General features: G+C 64.0%; 18 protein-coding genes and 1 pseudogene. 4 read left to right on the top strand and 15 right to left on the bottom strand.

Annotated features, from left to right (window positions below):
• Positions 1–16 precede the first annotated feature (16 nt).
• Both hpaA and hpaR read left to right on the top strand, forming a co-directional pair.
• Positions 17–919, top strand: a complete 903-nt coding sequence (hpaA, locus tag F6X61_RS01485; protein ID WP_153785069.1) for a 4-hydroxyphenylacetate catabolism regulatory protein HpaA — start codon at positions 17–19, stop codon at positions 917–919.
• A 175-nt stretch (positions 920–1,094) separates the two neighbouring features.
• Positions 1,095–1,517, top strand: coding sequence for a homoprotocatechuate degradation operon regulator HpaR (hpaR, locus tag F6X61_RS01480; protein ID WP_110993855.1), 423 nt, complete (start codon positions 1,095–1,097; stop codon positions 1,515–1,517).
• A gap of 69 nt (positions 1,518–1,586) precedes the next feature.
• On the opposite strand, the gene F6X61_RS01475 is transcribed toward hpaR, so the two are convergent.
• Both F6X61_RS01475 and F6X61_RS01470 read right to left on the bottom strand, forming a co-directional pair.
• A complete protein-coding gene (locus tag F6X61_RS01475) occupies positions 1,587–2,180 on the bottom strand; it encodes a TetR/AcrR family transcriptional regulator (protein ID WP_218575525.1) in 594 nt (197 codons plus the stop codon).
• A gap of 5 nt (positions 2,181–2,185) precedes the next feature.
• A complete protein-coding gene (locus tag F6X61_RS01470) occupies positions 2,186–3,385 on the bottom strand; it encodes a multidrug effflux MFS transporter (RefSeq protein ID WP_153785067.1) in 1,200 nt (399 codons plus the stop codon).
• A 282-nt stretch (positions 3,386–3,667) separates the two neighbouring features.
• On the opposite strand from F6X61_RS01470, the gene F6X61_RS01465 reads away from it, so the two are divergent.
• Positions 3,668–3,859 (top strand): general stress protein, encoded by a 192-nt coding sequence (locus tag F6X61_RS01465; protein WP_153785066.1) that lies wholly within the window; start codon positions 3,668–3,670, stop codon positions 3,857–3,859.
• A gap of 53 nt (positions 3,860–3,912) precedes the next feature.
• Here the strand turns inward: F6X61_RS01465 and F6X61_RS01460 are convergent, their stop codons facing one another.
• From F6X61_RS01460 to F6X61_RS01450, 3 genes are all read right to left on the bottom strand, one after another.
• On the bottom strand, positions 3,913–6,252 hold the full coding sequence (locus tag F6X61_RS01460) for an RHS repeat-associated core domain-containing protein (protein WP_153785065.1): 2,340 nt from the start codon (positions 6,250–6,252) through the stop codon (positions 3,913–3,915).
• Positions 6,249–8,951 carry a hypothetical protein gene (locus tag F6X61_RS01455; RefSeq protein WP_153785064.1) on the bottom strand — a complete coding sequence of 901 codons (2,703 nt, stop codon included), beginning with the start codon at positions 8,949–8,951 and terminating at the stop codon, positions 6,249–6,251. Before F6X61_RS01455 ends, F6X61_RS01460 begins: the two co-directional genes overlap by 4 nt.
• Positions 8,952–9,184: 233 nt before the next feature.
• On the bottom strand, positions 9,185–9,496 hold the full coding sequence (locus F6X61_RS01450; RefSeq protein ID WP_153785063.1) for a hypothetical protein: 312 nt from the start codon (positions 9,494–9,496) through the stop codon (positions 9,185–9,187).
• Between the two features lie 312 nt (positions 9,497–9,808).
• Between F6X61_RS01450 and F6X61_RS01445 the strand changes: the two genes are divergently transcribed.
• The gene (locus F6X61_RS01445) at positions 9,809–10,360 is read left to right on the top strand and encodes an ATP-dependent Clp protease proteolytic subunit (RefSeq protein ID WP_153785062.1); all 552 of its coding nucleotides are present in this window, start codon (positions 9,809–9,811) and stop codon (positions 10,358–10,360) included.
• 120 nt (positions 10,361–10,480) lie between these two features.
• Here the strand turns inward: F6X61_RS01445 and paaZ are convergent, their stop codons facing one another.
• From paaZ to paaK, 10 genes and pseudogenes are all read right to left on the bottom strand, one after another.
• Positions 10,481–12,544 (bottom strand): phenylacetic acid degradation bifunctional protein PaaZ, encoded by a 2,064-nt coding sequence (paaZ, locus tag F6X61_RS01440; protein WP_153785061.1) that lies wholly within the window; start codon positions 12,542–12,544, stop codon positions 10,481–10,483.
• Positions 12,545–12,582: 38 nt separating this feature from the next.
• Positions 12,583–13,815 (bottom strand): OprD family porin, encoded by a 1,233-nt coding sequence (locus tag F6X61_RS01435; protein WP_153785060.1) that lies wholly within the window; start codon positions 13,813–13,815, stop codon positions 12,583–12,585.
• Between the two features lie 35 nt (positions 13,816–13,850).
• Positions 13,851–15,419: pseudogene (locus F6X61_RS01430) on the bottom strand (cation acetate symporter); the annotation flags it as partial.
• The gene (locus F6X61_RS01425; protein WP_110993846.1) at positions 15,410–15,718 is read right to left on the bottom strand and encodes a DUF485 domain-containing protein; all 309 of its coding nucleotides are present in this window, start codon (positions 15,716–15,718) and stop codon (positions 15,410–15,412) included. The gene F6X61_RS01425 and the pseudogene F6X61_RS01430, both read right to left, overlap by 10 nt.
• 129 nt (positions 15,719–15,847) lie before the next feature.
• Positions 15,848–16,924: a 1,2-phenylacetyl-CoA epoxidase subunit PaaE gene (gene paaE / locus F6X61_RS01420; protein ID WP_153785059.1), complete on the bottom strand. Its 1,077-nt coding sequence runs from the start codon at positions 16,922–16,924 to the stop codon at positions 15,848–15,850.
• A 15-nt stretch (positions 16,925–16,939) separates the two neighbouring features.
• A complete protein-coding gene (paaD, locus tag F6X61_RS01415; RefSeq protein ID WP_153785058.1) occupies positions 16,940–17,464 on the bottom strand; it encodes a 1,2-phenylacetyl-CoA epoxidase subunit PaaD in 525 nt (174 codons plus the stop codon).
• Entirely contained in the window at positions 17,451–18,209 is a 759-nt protein-coding gene (paaC, locus tag F6X61_RS01410) for a 1,2-phenylacetyl-CoA epoxidase subunit PaaC (protein ID WP_153785057.1), read from the bottom strand. The genes paaD and paaC overlap by 14 nt, the downstream gene beginning before the upstream one ends.
• An 8-nt stretch (positions 18,210–18,217) precedes the next feature.
• Entirely contained in the window at positions 18,218–18,499 is a 282-nt protein-coding gene (gene paaB / locus F6X61_RS01405; protein WP_023631078.1) for a 1,2-phenylacetyl-CoA epoxidase subunit PaaB, read from the bottom strand.
• A 26-nt stretch (positions 18,500–18,525) separates the two neighbouring features.
• Positions 18,526–19,515, bottom strand: coding sequence for a 1,2-phenylacetyl-CoA epoxidase subunit PaaA (gene paaA, locus F6X61_RS01400; protein ID WP_153785056.1), 990 nt, complete (start codon positions 19,513–19,515; stop codon positions 18,526–18,528).
• A 241-nt stretch (positions 19,516–19,756) separates the two neighbouring features.
• Entirely contained in the window at positions 19,757–21,076 is a 1,320-nt protein-coding gene (gene paaK, locus F6X61_RS01395) for a phenylacetate--CoA ligase PaaK (protein ID WP_153785055.1), read from the bottom strand.
• Between the last annotated feature and the right edge of the window lie 65 nt (positions 21,077–21,141).

The raw sequence follows: 21,141 nt of genomic DNA, 5'->3' as shown, positions 1-21,141 counted from the left end.
CGGTACGAGAACAACAATGAAAGAACGACAGCCGATCCCCAACATCAACATCGGTCAGGTCTACGACCAGCGCTACAGCGACAGCGAGGTGCACTACGACCGGCTTGGCAACCTGGCCGGCTTTTTTGGCCGCAACATGCCGGTGCACCGTCATGACCGCTTCTTCCAGGTGCACTACGTGAAAACTGGCAGCGTGCGGGTGTACCTCGACGAACAGCGCTACCACGAGGCAGGGCCGATGTTCTTCCTCACACCGCCGACCATCCCCCATGCCTTTGTCACCGAGGCCGACGCCGATGGCCATGTGCTGACCGTGCGCCAGCAGCTGGTGTGGCAGCTGCTGGAAGCCGAGCCCGGGCTGATCAGCGCGCCGCGCCTGCAACCTGCGTGTGTTGCCCTGGGGCATTTGCAGGGGCCGGCGCTGGAAGAGGCGCATCGGCTGGAGCAACTGTTCGACCTGCTCGGCAGCGAAGTCGGCCATGGCCAGGCGGGGCAGGGCACCGCCCTGCAGGACCTGGCGCGGCTGGTGATGATCAGCCTGCTGCGGCTGTGTGCCAACTCGCTGGAGGCGATGCCGGCGCGGCACGAGGACCTGCAGCTGTTCCACCGTTTCAATGAGCTGATCGAGCGCCATTACCTGGAGCATTGGGCGTTGCCGGCCTACGCCACGGCACTGGGCGTGACCGAGGCACGCCTGAATGACGTGTGCCGGCGCATCGCCGACCTGCCGTCCAAGCGCCTGGTGTTCGAGCGCCTGATGCAGGAGGCGCGGCGCTTGCTGTTGTATACGGGCGGTTCGGCCAACGAAATCTGCTACCAGTTGGGCTTCAAGGACCCGGCGTATTTCAGCCGGTTCTTCCAGCGCCATGCGCAGATGACGCCGGGGGAGTACCGCCAGCGGCAAGCGGCGTTGCGGTGATGGTTGCATCAAGTGACTAGCTCCAAGCCTTGAGCTTCAAGCCAATCGTGCAATGACCCGGTTGCAGCGAGAATGGGCGTTAGCCAGGAGCGCTGGTACTTTTCACAGGGGCTGGACAGGCCGGGTACAAATGTATTTCACTTCATTAATATCTTAATAAAACCAGCTGAGCCCGATGACCATCCCAAGACCCTCCCTGACATTGACCCTGCTGCAGGCCCGTGAAGCGACCATGGCGTTCTTCCGCCCGGCGCTCAATGCCCATGATTTGACTGAACAGCAATGGCGAGTGATCCGCATCCTGCGCCAGCAGGGCGAGCTGGAGAGCCACCAGTTGGCGGACCTGGCGTGCATTCTCAAGCCGAGCATGAGCGGCGTGCTCAAGCGCCTGGAGCGCGATGGGCTGGTGGGGCGGCGCAAGTCGCCGGAGGATCAGCGGCGGATCTTCATCAGCTTGACCGTGCGCGGGCAGCAGGCGTTCCTGGCGATGAGCGAGGAGATGGAGCGCAATTATCAGGAGATCCAGCGCCAGTTCGGGGCGGACAAGCTGGAGCAGTTGATGGGGTTGCTTAATGAGTTGAAGAAGATTCAGCCATGAGGTAGCGGGGCGGTGGGGGTATGGCTTGAGATTGAATGTAGGCCACCCAATCCCCCGACAGACGCCCCATCACCCCGCCAACCCCAACGAATCATCCAGAATCTTCAACAACGATGCCGCCCGCCGCGCATACACCGCCGGGTTCGCATACAGCAGCTCCACATGCAGGCTGTCGATGATCCCCAGATAAGCATCCCCATACAGCTCCAGCTTGTTGCCATCGCTGCGTGCCCAGGCATGCCGCTCGCGCAGGGCCTGGCAGAAGCCCAGGCGAATCTGCTCCAGATATTCCTCAAAACCGGTGGTCACGATCGAGCGTATCGGCGCCGGCGGCAGGAACGCGCTGCGCAGCACGAAGCGCAAATTGGCCGAGCCCGCGTAACGTTCTGCCAGGTGCAGCGGATGCCAGTGCCCCGGCGCCTCGCGGCCGGCGGCCTCATGGCCGAACCCGGCTGCGACATAGGCAGTCTCCTCGGCCAGGGCACGCTCGAAGGCACACACGAACAACGCATCCTTGTTGGCGAAGTGCGCATAAAGCGAGGCCTTGCGCATGCCCGCCTGGGCCGCGATTTCGTTCAGCGACGAGCCGTCGTAGCCATGCTCGGCAAAATGCTCGACGGCGTGGTCGCAAATGCGCGCGGCGGAAGGGGTCAGGGCTTTCAAGGTGGTCACTCCGGGTTGACGCTGCAGTTCGAGGCGCTGATTGTCTTTGCCAGGGCGGCGCGGGTCAAACCCAGGATGACCACGGCGGCTGCGGCCAACAACCAGGCCCAGGCCTGCGGGCCGAGGGTCGCCAGGTGCCCGGCAAGAGGTGTGGCGCTCGACGAGATCACCAGTTGCAGGGCACCGAGCAGCGCGGCGGTGGAGCCGACATCGCGGTGTTGCGAGGACATCGCCAGGGCCATCAGCGTGGCCTCGCAGATGCCCAGGCCGAACAGCGCCAGCACCACGCCGCCCAGCAGCACCGGCAAACCGCCGCCCACCACCGTCAGCAGTGCACCCGCACCCATGCACAGCGCGCCCCACCAAGCCACCCGGGCTACGCCGTGGCGCTTCACCCACAAGCCGGACCCGGCAGCACCCAGCAGAATGGCCACGCCACAGGCGCCGAACAGCATGCCGAACTGAGTGCTGGTGAGCCCGAAATACTGTTGGTACACGTAGGCAGAGCCAGCGATGTAGGCGAACAGGAAAAAGAACACCGCAGACAGCGCCAGCGCCGGGCGCAGGAAAGTACCGTCACGGGCGATGCGCGCATAAGTGCGCAGCACGCTACGGGGCGCCAGTCGCACGCGCTGCGTGACGGGCAAGGTTTCACCCAGCGCCAGGGCCGAGTTGAGCAGGGTCAACAGGCCGAGCCCAGCGAGTACCAGCATGATCGCCCGCCAGCCCCAGGCCGCATCCACCACGCCGCCCAGCGCCGGGGCGAGGATCGGTGCCAGGCCTTCGATGGTCATCAGCAGGGCGAAGATCTGTGCCGCCCGTACGCCGTCGGCAACGTCGCGCACCATGCTCATGATCACCACCAGGGTCAGCGCGCTGGCCAGGCCCTGGATCAGCCGGGCCAGCAGCAGCGTTTCCAGTGAGTTGGCCGCCGCCGCGGCCAGCGAGGTGAGCGTGAACACCAGCAACCCCACCAGCAACGGCCGACGCCGGCCCAGCGCATCCACCAACGGGCCGAACAGCAGCTGCCCGGCGCCCATGGCCAGCAGGAACACGGTCAGGGTCAGTTGCACCTGGGGATAGCCGGTGCCGAAGTCGCGAGCCATTTGTGGGAGGCTGGCCAGGTACATGTCGATGGCCGAAGGGCCGAGGGCGCCGATCAAGGCGAGGGAGGCGGCGAAGCGCAGGTTCGAGTGGGTGGGCATGACAGCAGAATCCATTGGACAAAAATAAACCTACCGACCGGTAGGTTGCGCAAAGGTTAAGCACATTCATGGGAGGGGTCAACAGGTGTGTCGCGGGTCTGTGGGAGCGGGCTTGCCCCGCGATTGGCCGAAACTGCTTGTGCACCAAATACACCGTCGTCGCTTGTTTAGCGCCACCGGTCCGATGAATCCGCAATAAACCGAATCCGCCGTTATCGCCGTACTCCCACACCATGTACGGCACGCAACCGTGCATCCCCAAGCCAAACGAGGTTGATGACCATGGCTAACAAAGACAATGACCGGATGGGCAAGGACAGCGACAAGATGGGCCACCAGGGTGGCAGCAAGAATCCAGGGAATTTCGCCAATGACCGCGACAAAGCCGCCGAAGCCGGGCGTAAAGGTGGGCAAAGCACCGGCGGGGATAACCGCCACAGCCCCGAGTCCGGGCGCAAAGGTGGCCGCTCGTAAGTAGGGCCGTGCAGTGCCAGGGCGACCTGGCACTGCCTTGCAATGTGACCAAGTTACTGGAACTGACGGCTGATAGGTTGTTTATCACCGTTTGCGGCTCGACCACGCTTTTCGAGCGTCGATGGCATCTGCGGCCGGCTGATGATTTCGGCTACTCGCTGGGCGGGCCCTGTCTCGGCCCGTTGCATGTTTGGAAGAGAAGCCTTGCGGGTGGCGCTTGCCTGCTCGACCTGGGGCCCGATTTGTCTGGCTCCTGTGGAGTAATTGCTCACTGGGGTAGATTGGTCCAAAAGTGTGTCAAAGTTCGATTCTGTATCGGAATAAACCACGTTGTTGATAGTCATCGTGGTAGTGCTGAGCGTCGTGATGGTGGAGGCAATAGCGGCGGATGCATCGGCCATGCTGCCCAGCTCCTTGAAAGATGTACTGATCACATCTTTGATCGCGATACCGCCTTTGACGGCCGAGGCTGCCCCACCCACGATCCCCGCGGCCATGTCCACATAGCCGAGAATCTTTGACGCTTTCGCGTCGGGATCATTCATCGCCAATATGGTGATGCTCGTTGCAAGCTTGACGGTGCTGGCCACGGCTGCAATCGCGCCCACTGCCCCGCTTACTGTCGATACCGATGTGATACCGGCAACCAGTCCAGCGCCAAGTCCAGCGCCAAGCGATGCCGTTACCCCTGCACCTGCAGCACCAGCGGTAAATGCCCCGGCGGCAACAGCCATGCCTATCGGTGCGAGGATCGGAATGACAGTCATCGCCAGCGCCAGAGCAGCCAACCCGATACCTAGCCACTTCATCCAACTGTGCCCGTCCGGGTCGAAACGATTGACCGGGTCACCACCACAATAGGTGTAGGGGTTAAGCCCGCCCCGCCCGAAGGGGCTGGCGCTATCGGGCGCGAGGAAAATCATCAGCACTGGGTCATAGGGCCGGTAACCTGCCGCGATATACCAGCCCGTCAGCGGCTCACGGCGCTCGCCTGCAAACCCGAACGGGTTGGCGGAGCTCTGCGATGGGCCTGCATCGGCCCCGTGGGCCGTGTAGTGGTACTGGCGCAACTCCTCATCGGCCTCCAGCCGCACACTGCCCTGGGCATCGCAGCCGAGCAGCGTGGCCCGGTGAACACCGGCGGCCAGCCGATCGACCGCGAACAGCTGGCCAGCTTCGCCGATCAGGCGCAATTGTTCTTCACCGCGCAGTTCGTGGGTGAGGGCTTTGGCGCTGTGGAAGCTGCGGGTGAGTTGGCCATCGACCCGGCGGTCGCACAAGTTGCCAGCTGGGTCATACCCGTAGGTGCAGGTCTGGCCCTGGTAGCTGACGCTGAGCAGGCGGTCTTGCCCATCCCAGGTCAGCACGCGGCCCAGGCTGTCACGCTCGAGGCGGCCGCGAGCGTCATAGGCCAGGTCGATCTGCCTGGGCCAGCTGGCATGGGTATGAGTGATACGGGTGACCTGGGTTGGGTCGCTGCTGTTTTGGTACTCGAAGGTCGCGGTATCGCTGCTGTTGTCGGCGAAGGTCGAGACCACGTCGATATAGCAATCCAGTGCATCCAGGCGCAATACCTGCTTGACCACCAGGTTACCGAAGGGATCCTTCGGCGCAACCGCGAGGTCGGCCTCGTAGGTGTTCAACCGGCCGTGGCGATCATAGGTGAAGCGCTCCTCGCCCTGCACCGAGCTGTCGTCCCAATGGCGGCTCTTGAGCTGGTCGAGGTCGGTGTAGGTCAGCGTCTGCACCTTGCGGCTGGACTCACCCTCAACCACGGCGTCATAAGTACGGGTATGCTCCCGGCCAAGGCCGTCATAGGTCAGGGTCTGGGTCAGGCGGGTACCGCTGACCGTGTCACGGGTGGTGTAAGTGTGCGGGCGGGAGAACGCGTCGTAGCCGATCTCGCTGGTGACGTTGCCGACTGTGATCCGTTGCAGACGGCCGGCGCTGTCGAACGCGCGCTGGTGGTCCACGCCGGCGGCGTCTTCGAAGCCCAGCTGCAGACCGCCGAGGCTATAGCGCCAGGTGGTGACATGCGCCTGGCCATCGACCGTCCAGGTGTCGGTCTGCGGCTTGCCGGCAGCGGTGAAGGTCATCTGCTGAACGCCCAGCGGGCCACTGGCCGAGATGGTGGTGCCCAGGGTGCGGTCATAGCTGAAGCCGTGGGCGCTTTCACCAGCAGGGAGAATCTGTTCGACCAGGTTCTCCAACGCTTTGAGGTAACGGAAATCCACACGCTTGCCGTCGGCGAGGATGTTGTGGGTGGGTTGCAGTTGGCCTGCGGCGTAGTGATGTTCAGTGATGCGGCCTCCGCATTGGATGCTCAGCGGGCGGCCGAGGCCGTCGAACTGCTGGCGACCCACGGTCACGGGTTGTGCATAGTTGTTCATCATGGGTTCTCCACGGTTTGCATGGCCACCGACGTGGGGTGCTCGCCGTTGCTGTGTGGGGCGTAGGTCCAGAGGGTCTTGCGGGACTGTGAATCGCCGGCTGCAAGGCGCTCGACGACACGAGAGAACGCGTCGTAAGTGGTGCGGGTGCTGCTACCCACGCCGATGGCGGGTACGACGCTCTGCTCGATGACACGGTCCAACCCATCGCGAAGCTGGTAGGTTGTGCGCACCAATCGTCGCTTGTCAGGGTCGCCGCCACCGTCGTCATAGTGTTCGGTCTTCAACGGGCTGCCGTTGAGGTTCTTGTGCACGATCTCCAGGCTGCCTGCCTTGCCCTGGGCGGATTGCCAACGTTGCTCGGTCTGGGCGATCGGGTCGTGCACGGTGTAGGTGGTCACACCATTGCCCGCAGTCACCTGTGCAACGTTGCCCCAGTGGTCGTAGCTGGTGGTGCTGGTCGGGCTGAACAGCGGCTGGCCGTCGGCTGCCCAGTCCGTTTCGTTGCGCGAGGTTTCACGCCCCAGGGCGTCATACTCGATGCGGCTCATGCAGCGAAAAGGTGCAGCCGGGTGATCGAGGTCTTCGAGCTCTACCCATACCGTGCGGCCGGCGCCGTCGAGCCAGGTGCGCTTGCGCTGGCCAGTGGCGTCCTGCTCTTCATGGCCCACGCTGGCCAAGAGCAGGCTGGAACCGTCGATACTCGGCACGCGTGGGGCATGTTGCATGACGAATGCGTCGCTGAGGTGGTAGGCAGAGGTGCGGGTCACTTCATATTCGGTACCGCTGGCGATGACACTGCTTACCACGCGCCCGAGCCTGTCGTAGGCGTGGTCGGTGTGCACTCCTGCAGCACTGGTCTCGCGCAGGGTCCGGCCGCTGACCAGGGAGCGGGCGGTGCTGGTGCGCATGTGCTGGGTTTGATCCGCCTCGTCACCTTCGATCACGGTGGTGGTCAGCAGTGTCGCCACGCCGTTTACGGGCTCGATGCTGTAGGTATGGCGGGTGGCGATCGGCCGCCCTGCCACAGTCTTGGTGGCGCTGGCCAGGCGGGCGTAGTGCGGGCCAACCGTATCGATGTACGAGTTGTCGGAAGTTTCGACCACGGTTCCGGCCGTTTCGTCCTCCAGTTGCTCGCGCTCGACCAGTTGCAGGGCGGGGTCGCCGGTGATCAGCGAAGGCAACGCGGCATAAGTGTAGCGGGTGACCATGACCGGCGCAGCACCGTGGGCCGGTGCGGGCGGTGTAACCCTGTGCAGTTTCAAGCGGCGCACCATGTCCAGGCCATCTTCAGGCGCGCTGCCGGGCTCGCCTTCGATCGGGTAATACTCCTTGAACTCCGTCACGCCATTGGCCTGGACCGACTCGAGTGGGTTGCCATAGTGGTCGAAGGTGGAGGTGGTGACCTCGCTGCGTTCCCGTTTGACGGTATCGCCCTGCCACTCGATAAATGTGGTGGTCACCTGGCGCGGCAACTGGCAGAACGCCGCCTGCTCTTCCCAGGATTTGCCGTAGTCGACGTGGTAGCTGGTGTCGACGCGGGTTTCATGGTCGCCGGAGCGGCGGCGCTCGAGGGTTTGCAGGTGGTAGCGATCCCAGTGACGCTGTACGGTCTGCTTGATCGAGCCGCTTGAGTTGGTCTGGGTTTCAGTGACGGAATATTCGTAGCGCTCACGCAGCTTGTAGAGGTTGTCGCGGCCCGATTCCCATTGGAAGCCCAGCTGGCTGCCAAAGCCGAGGTAGTTGTAGGCACCCATCCAGGCGTAGCTATACGACAGCGTGCCTGATGCCGCACTGTCGGTGTGCTCCCAGCGCAACACGCGTGGCAGGAAACTGATCGGCGCGCCGCTGGGCAGGCGATGCGAGTCCCCGGCGGTCTTGCTCCAGAACAACTTGTCGGTGGCGCCAAGCGGGCCGCCGACTTCCTTGGGGAACAGCAGCGACTGGCCGTTGCCGACATCTATAGCCTCATAGCTGAAGGCAAAAGGCATTTCGACTTCAGGCAGGTGCAACTTCGCCAGGCGGCTGTTCGCTTGTTCGAAGACGTAAACCGCTTCTTCGGCAGTACCCGGTGCGAGCAGCAACCTAGGTGAAGTGCCGCTGCGGTCGAGCCGGGCCAGCACGCATTGGTTGTCGTCGGTGATCTCCCTGAGGAAGTTGACACCGTTGGCCGAGCTCCACTGCAGGTGCAGCCGCCGGCCTGCATCGCTGCGCAGCTCATGCAGCACATAGGGGCCGCTGCCGTTGACCTGCTTGAGGACCTCGATACGGCCGTCTTTGTGAGTGATCCGATAACTGCCATCGTCAGTACGCACTACCCGCAGCGCATGCAGCTTGTAGTCGCGAAACGTCAGCTGGCCGTCCACGACGGCCTGAACTGCGTACTGTTCGCCCGTGCCAAGGCGCAGCGCCTGGGCGCCTTGTGCCAGTGACAGTTCGCTGACCAGCAGCGACCAGCCCAGGCCAAAGCCTTGGTTGCGATGCGAACCCAGGCTGCTGAACGCCAGGGTGAAGGGCAGGGAAGGGCCGCCAAGGTTATTGGCGATACCCAATTCGATGTTGAAGACCAGGTTGAACTGGCCCGTTCGTGGGTCGACCGCTGATTGCATGGCCGAGAGGAAGTTGCCGGCTTGTGTGTGAATGCCGCCCGTGTTGAAGGGCAGTTCAGGTGTTTGGGAGGTTTCAATGATGGGGTCTGACATTTCTTCTCTTCTGTGAAAAGGGTGTGAGCAATCGTTGCCGCTGGTGCGGTGCGTAATAGGTCAAGTCTTTATAAGGGGGTGTAGCGATTACGCCAGGGCATCTACAGCTAGTTGCCGAAGTTCAGGGTTTTGCTGCTCGTTGATGCTTATTTTATTTGGCTGATTAAATATATATGGTGCATATCCAGCAGGCTGTATGCGCAATGGGTTCTAATGTTGCAGCCATTTAGGTATCACTGCGATTGAACGATATTAGGTGCTGAGGCTTCGGCGATGTGGGAACTTTCTGGTACGCCCAGGAGATTAGTCGTAGGTATTGTAGGTGTGCCATTGGCATTTAATGAAATAACCGCGGCAAAACCAGGTGGGGAGGCACCATAAAGTGCGAACCTGCTCAGCAGGCAGGGCTTAAACTTCAAGATGTCAGGAACGACTGATGTGATGTTTACAGATTGGTCTGTAAAGTATGCGTCTTGAACGCCAATGTACGGGTACAAAGCATGGCCTATTACCCCATCTATGACACTCTCAAGTTGCATGTCCATGGTCTGTCTCCATTAGCTGATCAGCCAGAGACAGAGTAAAAGGTCCTACACGCGAAAACAGATGGTGAAGGTTCCTGGTGACCCGGCCTGACTGCCCGGTGCTGCAGGCACACAGGCTGCGGGTAGGCAAAAAAGTCCATGCATGGCACGTTCCCACGAGTCGATACGTCTGGGAGCGCTCCGCACATTACAACCGTCCCCCCTGCTGGCCAGCGAGGCCATGGAACTTTGCCCCTGCCTCACGCCTCCACCGCTAGCAGGACATCGCGCAGGATCAGCCACCCAGCAACCCGAACGACCGGGAGCCCCCTTATGGCCAGGCACATCATCCACTACACCGGCCCCATCAACTCGTCCACCTGCGGCAACCTGATCAACACTTGCTCGCGCGCCCTGCAGCAAGGCGCCGAGCTGCTGCAGCTGAACATCGCCACCATGGGCGGGGAGTGCAGTTATGGCTTCACCCTGTATAACTTCCTGCGCAGCCTGCCGGTGCCGGTGCACACCCACAATCTCGGCACGGTGGAGTCGATGGGCAACATCATCTTCCTTGCCGGTAGCCACCGTACTGCCTGTGCGCTGAGCAAGTTCCTGTTCCATCCCTTCCACTGGACCTTGCACGGCTCGGTGGACCATGCGCGCATGGCCGAGTACGCCATGAGCCTGGATTACGACCTGCGGTTGTATGAGCAGATTGTTGTCGAGCGGACCGCAGGGGGCAGCGAGGCGCTGGATGTGCCGCGCTACTTGATGGCTTACCCGCGGATTCTGGGGCCGGAGGAGGCGCTGCGTTGTGGGTTGATCCAGGCCATCGACGATTTGCCGATTGCGGCGGATAGCACGCAGTGGAGTGTGCATGCGTGATTGCATGTGGGCGGTAGAGTGCATGGCGACAGGTTTGTAGCGCCCCCAAGATCGAGCGCCGCCCGCGCGGCGCTCGATCTCAAAGGCGCGGAAAAAACACCGGCGAACACCTAGTGGTCTTCACCCCACCTCAACCCCTCGCTTCACCACCAACGTCAAAATGTCATAACTCGCCACCAGTTCCCCATCCTGATTGATCACCTCCACATCCCAAGCCACCACCCCTTGCGGTTGCCCCTGGGGGCTGGTCTTGCCCTGGTCTATCTTGCGCTTGCAGGTCAACCGCGCCTGGATGGTGTCGCCAATCCCCACCGGGGTAATAAAGCGCAGGGTATCCAGGCCATAGTTGGCCAGCACCGGCCCTTCACCCGGCGAAACGAACAGCCCGGCCGCCGCCGACAGCACGAAATAGCCATGGGCGATGCGCTTGCCGAACTGCGACTGTTTCGCCGCGATCTCGTCGAAGTGCATGTAGAAGTGATCGCCCGACAGGCAGCCGAAGTTCACAAGGTCGGCCTCGGTCACCGTGCGCCGGTGAGTAAGCAACGACTCACCGATGCGCAGGTCATCGAAGTGGCGACGGAACGGGTGTACCTCGGTTTCGATTACCTCGGCGCCACGCACGTATTCGCCGGTCACCGCCATCAGCATGCTCGGTGAACCCTGCACCGCGGCGCGTTGCAGGTAGTGCTTGACCGCGCGCAGGCCGCCGAGCTCTTCACCGCCGCCAGCGCGGCCTGGGCCGCCATGCTTGAGTTGTGGCAGCGGCGAACCGTGGCCGGTGGATTCCTTGGCCGCTTCACTGTCGAGCACCAGCAGGCGCCCGTGCCAGGCAGCAGCGGCCGGGATGGCCTTGGCTGCCACCGTGCGATCGGCGGTGACCAGGGTCGCCACCAGGCTGCCCTTGCCACGAGCCGCCAGGGCTAGGGCTTCGTCGAGGTCGTCGTAGGCCATCAGCGTGCTGACCGGGCCGAACGCTTCGATATCGTGGGCGCCGCCCTCGGCGTGCGGGTCGCGGGCCAGCAGCAGGGTCGGGGCGAAGAACGCGCCTTCAGCCACGCCGTCACCGACCGGGCTGAAGCCATCGCTGGCGCCCAGCAGCTGGTCGCAACTGTCCAGCAGCATGCGTACGCGTTCACCGACATCGCGCTGCTGCTCGTGGGAAGCCAGGGCGCCCATGCGCACGCCCTCGACCGACGGATCACCGACCACCACTTTGCGCAGCCGTTCGCGCAGGCGAGTGGCTACGGCGTCGATGTGCCTGGCCGGGACGATGGCACGGCGGATCGCCGTGCATTTCTGCCCAGCTTTGGTGGTCATCTCCCGCGCCACTTCCTTGATGTACAGCTCGAACTCTTCGCTGTCGGGGTTCACGTCCGGGCCGAGGATGGCGCAGTTGAGCGAGTCGGCTTCGGCGTTGAACGGCACCGAATTGCGCACCAGGTTCGGCGTGACGCGCAGCTTGGCGGCGGTGTCGGCGGAGCCGGTGAAGGTCACCAGGTCCTGGCCCTGCAGGCGCTCGAGCAGGTCGCCGGTGCTGCCGATCACCAGTTGCAGGCTGCCGGCCGGCAGCAGGCCCGATTCATTCATCAGGCGCACCACGGCTTCGGTCAGATAGCTGGTGGAGGTGGCCGGCTTGACGATACACGGCATGCCAGCGAGGAAGGTCGGGGCGAACTTCTCCAGCATCCCCCAGATCGGGAAGTTGAAGGCGTTGATGTGCACGGCCACGCCGGTGCGCGGCACCAGGATATGGCTGCCGGCGAAGTGGCCTTGCTTGCCCAGCGGAATCGCCGGGCCCTCATGCACCAGATTGCCCGACGGCAGCTCGCGGCGGCCCATGCTCGAATAGGCGAACAGCGTGGCGTTGCCGCCTTCGATGTCGATCCAGCTGTCGGCGCGGGTGGCGCCTGAGTGGTGGGACAGGGCGTAGAGCTGTTCCTTGCGTTCGGCCAGGTACAGCGCCAGGGCTTTGAGGCGCGCGGCGCGTTGCTGGAAGTCCATGGCCAGCAGTTGCTTGAGGCCCTGGACACGGGCGAAATCGACCGCTTCGGCGAAGTCCGGGCGTTCTTCGTGGCTGTAGGCCAGGACGTGGCCGTCGAGGGCGCTGCGCAGGGCCTGGGCGCCGTGCTGGCCGATCCAGCGGCCGGCGATGAAGCTTTGCAGGGTAGGGGCGGCGGACATGCTGTTCTCCATGCTGTTCTGATAGACAGGCGGCGCGCTTACCAGAGCGCCAGGGTGTAGCCGATGATCAGGCGGTTTTCGTCCACGGCATTGGTCAGGCCATTGCCGGAACGGAAGGTCACGTTGCGCCAGCGCAGGCTGACGTCCTTGAACGGGCCGCTCTGGATGACGTAGGTGATGTCGGTGTCGCGTTCACGCTCGCGGCCATTGTTGAGGGTGGCGGTCTCGGCATGGCGGCCGTCGGTGTAGCGGGTCATGAAGCTCAGCCCGGGGATGCCCATGGCCACGAAGTCGTAGTCGTAGCGCAGCTGCCAGGAGTCGAGCCCGGCACGGGTGAAGGTGTTGTAGGTGACCAGGTTGACGGTGTACGGGTCGCCGCCGTTGAGGAACGGGAAGGCACTGTCGCCGGACATCTGCTGCCAGGTTGCGGTGAATTTGTGGGCTTTCACGCCGAGGGTGAACATGGCGTTGAAGTTGCGGTTGTCGATGCGCCCGGCGCGCTCGGCGCCATCGCCGCGGCTGTCGAAGTAGCGCAGGTCGCTGCGCAGGCTTACGCCCTCGGCCAGCGGTTGGGTGTGCAGCAGGCCGACGTACTGCTGGCGGTAGATCTCTTCGAGTTTGGCGTAGTAGTAGCTGACACTGGTCTGCGGGGTGAAGGCGTAGCTGCCGCCACCGAAGTCGAAGTGATCGCTGGTGGCGGCGCCATAGCCGATATCGTCGCGCCCGGAGGAATCACGCAGGTTGGCCTTGGTCAGGCGCCCGCCATTGAAGGTCAGGCCGTCGAGCTCCTGGCTGGTCAGCAGGCCGCCCTGGAAGGTCGAGGCCAGCAGGCGGGTGTCGTTGTACACCACCACCGGCAGGATCGGCTGCAGGGTGCCCAGACGCAGTGTGCTCTTGGACACCCGAAGCTTGCCGGTCAGGCCCAGTTCGCTGTAGTCCTCCACCGGCTCCTTGCTGTTGGGGCCGAACGGCAGCAGGCCGGTGCCGCGCCGGTCACGGCTGGAGTCAAGCTTGATGCCAAGCTGGCCCATGGCGTCCACCCCGACGCCGACCGGGCCATCGGTAAAGCCCGATTCGAAGCGCGCGGTGAAACCCTGGCCCCATTCCTCGGCCTTGTTCTGCGGTGCGTTGTCCTGGCGGAAGTCGCGGTTGATGTAGTGGTTGCGCAGCTCGACGCGCGCGTGGCTGTCGCCGATGAAGTCCGCCAGGGCCGGCAAGGGCAGGGCGAGGGTGGCCAACCAGGCGGCCGAGGTGAGGCGTGTGCGGTTCATTGTTGTTGTCCCCGTCGTTCTTATTGTTCTTGTGATCAGTGCTTGCTGGCGCCGGCGGCGCCGATACCGGTCATGGAGCGGATGAACTGCGCCAGGTAGCGGCCACGTTCGTCCTGGGCGCGCTGCGAGCTGTCGGTGACCGAGAAGGCCCAGGCGCCGAGGAACGCCAGCGACATGGAGAACAGCGCCGGGTTGCTGTAGGGGAACAGTGCGTGCTCGTTGTGCAGTACGTTGACCCATACCGCCGGGCCCAGCACCACCAGCACGATCGCCGAGACCAGCCCGGCCAGGCTGCCGCCCACCGCACCGCGGGTGGTCAGGCCTTTCCAGAACATCGACAGCAGCAGCACCGGGAAATTGACCGAGGCGGCCACCGCCAGGACCAGGCCGGAGAGGAAGGCGATATTCTGCGATTCGAACATCAGGCCCAGCAGCACCGCGAACAGACCGATCACCAGGGTGGCGATGCGCGACACGCGCATTTCCTGCTGCTCGCTGGCCTGGCCTTTGCGCATGACGCAGGCATACAGGTCGTGGGACACGGCCGAGGCACCGGACAACGCAAGGCCGGCAACCACGGCCAGGATGGTGGCGAAGGCCACAGCCGAGATGAAGCCGAGGAACAGGTTGCCGCCCACCGCCTGCGCCAGGTGCACCGCGACCATGTTGCCGCCGCCGATGATCGCGCCCGCGGCATCGCGGTAGGACGGTTCGGTGCCGACCATGACGATGGCACCGAAGCCGATGACGATCAGCAGCAGGTAGAAGTAACCGATGAAACCGGTGGCGTAGAACACGCTCTTGCGCGCTTCCTTGGCGTCGCTGACGGTGAAGAAGCGCATCAGGATATGCGGCAGCCCGGCAGTGCCGAACATCATCCCCAAGCCCAGTGAAATCGCATCTACCGGATTGGACAACAACGCCCCCGGCGCCATGATCGCCTGGCCCTTGGCATGCACGGCCACGGCGCTGGCGAACATCGCCTCGGTGCTGAAACCGAAGTGCTTGAGCACCATGAAGGCCATGAAGCTGGTGCCCGACAGCAGCATCACCGCCTTGATGATCTGCACCCAGGTGGTGGCGAGCATGCCGCCGAAGGTCACGTACAGCACCATCAGCACGCCCACCAGCATCACCGCATACAGGTAGCTGATGCCGAATAGCAGTTCGATCAGCTTGCCGGCGCCGACCATCTGCGCCACCAGGTACAGCAGCGCCACGGTCAGGGTGCCGAACGCCGAGGTGATGCGCACCGGGCCCTGGGCCAGGCGGTAGGAGACCACATCGGCGAAGGTGTACTTGCCCAGGTTGCGCAGGCGCTCGGCGATCAGGAACAGGATGATCGGCCAGCCGGCCAGTACGCCCAGGGCGTAGAGCAGGCCGTCGTAGCCGTTCATGAACATCATCGCCGAGATGCCCAGGAAGGACGCGGCGCTGATCATGTCGCCGGCGATCGCCAGGCCGTTCTGCATGCCGGTGAGGCCACCGCCGGCGGTATAGAAGTCACTGGCCGAGCGGGTGCGCAGCGCCGCCCAGCGGGTGACCAGCAGGGTGAAGCAGACGAACACCAGGAACATCGAGATGGCGGTCCAGTTCATCGTGCGCACTCCTGCTTGACCTTGTCGTTGAGCGGGTCGAGCACGGTGTTGGCGCGATGGGTGTAGATCCCGGTGAGGGCGAAGGACAGCAGCACCATCAGCACCCCGACCAGCATGCCGACACTGGTGACCCCGCCGCTGAGGGACTGGCCGAGCACGCCGGGGGCGAAGGCCACCAGGAGGACGAAGCCGTAGTAGGCGGCCAGCATGGTCAAGGTGAGGGTGCCGTTGAGGCGGCGCTTGCGCTTGATCAACTGCTGGAAGTCGGGGTGGTTGTTGATGCTCTCGAGGTGTTCGGGGGTCATGGCTGGCGTTCTCTCTGGCTGTTGTAATTGTTTTTTCAGGTCACGCGGGGGTAGCTTTTGGATATCGCGGGGCAAGCCCGCTCCCACGTCAGCTACCTGCGTGGGAGCGGGCTTGCCCCGCGATCGGGTTCAAAGCTGATCGAAGTCGAGCACCACCTTGTCGCTCAGGGGGTAGGTCTGGCACGACAGCACGTAGCCGGCGGCCACTTCGTAGTCTTCCAGGGCATGGTTGCTGTCCATCTCCACCTCGCCCTCGATCACCTTGCACTTGCAGGTCGAGCACACCCCGGCCTTGCACGAGTACGGCAGCTCGGCGCCGATGGCGTTGCCGGCATCGAGCACGCTGCGGGTGTTGCGCGGCAAGTCGAAGGCCAGGGCGCGGCCATCGCTGATCACCGTCACCTGGCTGACCGCCGAATCCAGCTCGCGCGCCGCCTCGCGGGCTTCGCGACGGGCTTCGCTGCCGGCGGCGGCGAACAGTTCGTAGTGGATGCGCGCGTTGTCCATGCCGTTGGCCCGCAGGCTGTCGCGCACGGTCTCGGTCATGGCCTGGGGGCCACAGATGAACGCGGCGTCGAGCTGCTTCACATCCAGCCAACGGGAGAACAGCTGGCCGCACTTGTCGGCGTCGATGCGGCCGTTGTACAGGTCGACGTCCTGTTGCTCGCGGCTGAACACGAAGATCAGGTTGAGGCGGTCCAGGTACTGGTTCTTCAGGTCTTCCAGGCGATCGCGGAACAGCGCGCTGTTGCTGGCGCGGTTGCCGTACAGCAGGGTGAAGCGGCTGTGGGGTTCGGTGGCCAGCGTGGTCGCGACCAGGGACAGGATCGGCGTGATGCCACTGCCGGCAGCCACGCCCAGGTAGTTGCCCTGGCGCGCCGGGTCCAGCGATACGAAGAAGTTACCCGACGGCGGCATTACCTCCAGTTGCTGGCCGGCCTTGAGCACTTCATTGGCAAAGGCCGAGAAGCGCCCGCCGGGCACGCGCTTGACCGCCACGCGCAGCTCGCCATCCTGCACGGCGCTGCAGATCGAATAGGAGCGGCGCACTTCCTCGTCATCGAGCTGGGTGCGCATGACCAGGTACTGGCCCTGGGTGAAGCGGAATTGTTCCTGCAGATGCGCGGGCACGTCGAAGGCGATGGACACCGCGTCGCGGGTTTCCTGGCGCACTTGCTTGATGGTCAGGCTGTGAAACGGGCTCATGGCGTTCTCCACGGCTCAAAGGCATTTGAAATAGTCGAACGGCTCCAGGCACGCGCGGCAGCGGTACAGCGCCTTGCAGGCCGTGGAGCCGAACTGGCTGAGCAGTTCGGTATGGGCGCTGCCGCACTGCGGGCAGCACACGCTGGGCGTGCTGCCGCGCAGGCTGGCGCTACCCGCGGGTGGGGCGATGCCATAGGCGCGCAGGCGCTCACGGCCTTGCGCACTGATCCAGTCGGTGCTCCAGGCCGGCATCAGTCGGCGCTCCAGCGCGGGTTCGGCGAAGCCGGCCTGCTCCAGGGCCTGACGGATGTCGCCCTCGATCACCTCGGTGGCCGGGCAGCCGGAGTAGGTCGGGGTGACCACCAGGTGCAGGTGGCCGGCGCGCCAGTCGAGGTCGCGCACTATCCCCAGGTCTACCACGCTGACCACCGGCACTTCCGGGTCCATCACTTCGGCCAGCACCGCCCAGGCATGGGCCAGGTCGCCGTGCTGCTGGGCCCGGGCGCCGCGGTCGCCGGCGATCAGCTCACCAGGTTGCATCGGGGTAGGCTCGCGGCAGGAATTGCATCTCGGCCAGCAGCAGGCCGAGGTGTTCGGTGTGCAGGCCCTTGCGCCCGTCCAGGTAGAAGTGGCTGGCGGCCTTGGGCAGGGGCAGGTCGACCGAGGCGAAGATGGCGGTGACGGTGTTCAGCCAGTGTTGGGCGATCTGCGCTGGGTCGGCGGCGATACCGGCCTGGGCCAGTTGCACTTCGCCGTCGTTGGCGACGCTCAATTCGACCGTGAAGCGCCACAGCGCCGGGATGGCTTCGAGCATGCGCCGACGGCTTTCTTCAGTGCCGCCACCCAGGCGCTGCACCCATTCGCCGGAGCGGCGCAGGTGATAGGTGACTTCTTTCAGGGCCTTGGCGGCGATGCCGGCGATGCGTTCATCGCTGGAGGCCGTCAGCGCTTCAAGCGTGGCGTGGTGCCAGGCGTCGTAAAGGAACTGCTTGAGCATGGTCACGGCGTAGTCGCCGTTGGGTTGCTCGACCAGCAGCAGGTTGCGGTAGGCGCGTTCATCGCGGCGGAACGCCAGCGCGTCGGCGTCGCGGCCGTCGTCCTGCAGTTCGGCGGCGTAGTCCAGCCAGTTGCGGGCCTGGCCCACCAGGTCGAGGCCGACGTTCATCAGCGCCAGTTCTTCTTCCAGCGCCGGGGCCTTGCCGCACCACTCGCACAGGCGCTGGCCCTGGACCAGGGCGCTATCGCCGAGCAGCAGCAGGTATTGGATAAGTGCTTGCTTGTGCATGGCGGGCCTCACATGTGTCCGACTTCGGCGGGCAGCTCATAGAAGCTGGCGTGGCGGTAGACCTTGTCGTCCGCCGGGGCGAACAGCGGGTCTTTCTCGTCGGGCGAGGAGGCGGTGATCAACGCCGAGGGCACTACCCACAGGCTCACGCCCTCGCTGCGGCGGGTGTACAGCTCGCGGGCGTTCTCGATGGCCATGGCGGCGTCGGCGGCATGCACGCTGCCGACATGCTTGTGGTTGAGGCCGTGCTTGCTGCGCACGAATACTTCGTAGAGGGTCCAGTCAGACATGCTCGATCTCCGCATCGATGGCCGCTTCAGGCGGCGTTCTTGTTCTGTTGTTTGCGTGCGTAGGCCACGGCGGCCTCGCGTACCCAGGCGCCGTCTTCGATGGCCTTGCGGCGGGTGGCGACGCGTTCCTGGTTGCACGGGCCGTTGCCCTTGATCACTTCGTAGAACTCGTCCCACTGGATGTCGCCGAAGTCGTAGTGACCGCGCTCGGCGTTCCACTTGAGCTCAGGGTCGGGGGCGGTGCAGCCGAGCAGCTCCAGCTGCGGCACGGTCTGGTCGATGAAGCGCTGGCGCAGTTCGTCGTTGGTCTGGCGCTTGATCTTCCAGGCCATCGACTGGGCGCTGTTGGGCGAGTGTTCGTCGCTGGGGCCGAACATCATCAGTGCTGGCCACCACAGGCGGTTGATGGCGTCCTGGACCATGTCCTTCTGGGCCTGGGTGCCGTGGCGCATCATGGTCAGCAGCAGCTCGTAGCCCTGGCGCTGGTGGAAGCTCTCTTCCTTGCAGATGCGCACCATGGCGCGTGAGTAGGGGCCGTAGGAGGTGCGCTGCAGCACCACCTGGTTGACGATCGCGGCGCCATCCACCAGCCAGCCCACTGCGCCCATGTCGGCCCAGCTGAGGGTGGGGTAGTTGAAGATGCTCGAGTACTTGGCCTTGCCGCTGTGCAGCTTGGCGATTTCTTCGTCGCGGTCGGCACCGAGGGTTTCCATGGCGCTGTACAGGTACAGGCCGTGGCCGGCTTCGTCCTGGATCTTGGCCATCAGTTGCAGCTTGCGCTTGAGGCTGGGAGCACGGGTGACCCAGTTGCCCTCGGGCAGCATGCCGACGATCTCTGAGTGGGCGTGCTGGGAGATCTGGCGGATGAGGGTCTGGCGGTAGGCGTCGGGCATCCAGTTCTTGGCTTCGATCTTGATCTCGGCGTCGATCTTTTCCTGGAAGGCGCGCTCTTCGGGCGACATCTCTTCCAGCGACTTGAGGCGTTTGACGCCGGTTTCTACGAGCTGTGCGTACATGTTCGGGCTCCCGGTGGTGGGCGGCTTGGGGCGTGGGGTATTTATAAGCGATACAAAACACAACATCAAACAGTATTTGATGTATCAAATAAAATTTGTGTATCGCATTGAGGCCCGATCGCGGGGCAAGCCCGCTCCCACGCCACTGTCTCAGCGTGGGAGCGGGCTTGCCCCGCGATGGCGTTGTCATGGGCGAAAAAAAGCCCCGGACCATGCCGGGGCTCGATGGACAGCTGCCGGATCAGCCGGCCAAGCGCTTGTCATAAACGTGGCAAGCCTTGCCTTCGGAACGCTTCAGCGCCCCGCACGGCTGCAGGTGCACTTGCGTGCTGATGCCGATATAGGTCTTGATCTGCTTCGCCAGCTCACCCACCACCTGCTTGCGCTGGCCTTCATCCAGGTACTGGCTGTCAGCACGCAATTCCACGTGCACCTCGACGCTGTCGAGGTTGCCATTGCGATACAGATGGATCTCATACATCTCTGAAAGCTGTTTGATTTTTAGGACCTGTTCTTCGATCTGCGTGGGGAACACGTTCACCCCGCGGATGATCAGCATGTCGTCGCTGCGCCCGGTGATCTTGCCGATGCGCCGCATCGGCCGGGCGGTGCCGGGCAGCAGGCGGGTGAGGTCGCGGGTGCGGTAGCGCACCATGGGCAACGCCTCCTTGCTCAGCGAGGTGAACACCAATTCGCCGAGCTGGCCGTCCGGCAGTACGGCGCCGGTCACCGGGTCGATGATCTCGGGGTAGAAGTGGTCTTCCCAGATGGTCGGGCCGTCCTTGGTCTCGATGCACTCCATGGCTACGCCAGGGCCCATGATTTCCGACAGGCCATAGATGTCCAGGGCGTTGATGCCCAGGCGCTGCTCGATGGAGCGGCGCAGCTCGTCGGTCCAGGGCTCGGCACCGAAGATGCCCAGGCGCAGCTTGAGGTCGTCGGGGGCAATGCCTTGGCGCTCGATCTCGTCGGCCAGGTTGAGCATGTACGACGGCGTGACCATGATGATGTCGGGCTGGAAGTCGCGGATCAGCTGCACCTGCTTTTCGGTCTGGCCGCCGGACATGGGGATCACCGTGCAGCCCAGACGCTCGGCGCCGTAGTGGGCGCCGAGGCCGCCGGTGAACAGACCGTAGCCGTAGGAGACATGTACCTTGTCGCCCTTGCGCCCGCCGGCGGCGCGGATCGAGCGCGCCACCACGTTGGCCCAGGTGTCGATATCGTTCTGGGTGTAACCGACCACGGTCGGCTTGCCGGTGGTGCCGCTGGACGCATGCAGGCGCACCACCTGGTCCTGGGGCACGGCGAACATGCCGTAGGGGTAGTTGTCGCGCAGGTCGTTCTTGCCGGTGAAGGGGAACTTGGCCAGGTCGTCCAGCGTGTGCAGGTCGTCCGGGTGGGCGCCGCAGGCGTCGAAACGCTGACGGTACAACGGCACGTTCTGGTAGGCGTGCAGCAGGCTCCAGCGCAGGCGCTCCAGCTGGTGCTGGCGCAGCGCGTCGAGGCTGGCGGTTTCCATCGGGTCGAGCAGGGCGCGTTCGGCTTTGGCGTAATGGTTCATGGTCTCACTCGAATTGTTCTTGTCGTGGGCCGAAGCCCTGAGTGTCATGGAGGGCAGCATACTGC

The organism is Pseudomonas sp. EMN2, assembly GCF_009650555.1.
Taxonomy (GTDB): domain Bacteria; phylum Pseudomonadota; class Gammaproteobacteria; order Pseudomonadales; family Pseudomonadaceae; genus Aquipseudomonas; species Aquipseudomonas sichuanensis.
Note: the sequence above shows the minus strand (reverse complement) of the source record. Positions and strands in the feature narration are given on the sequence as shown.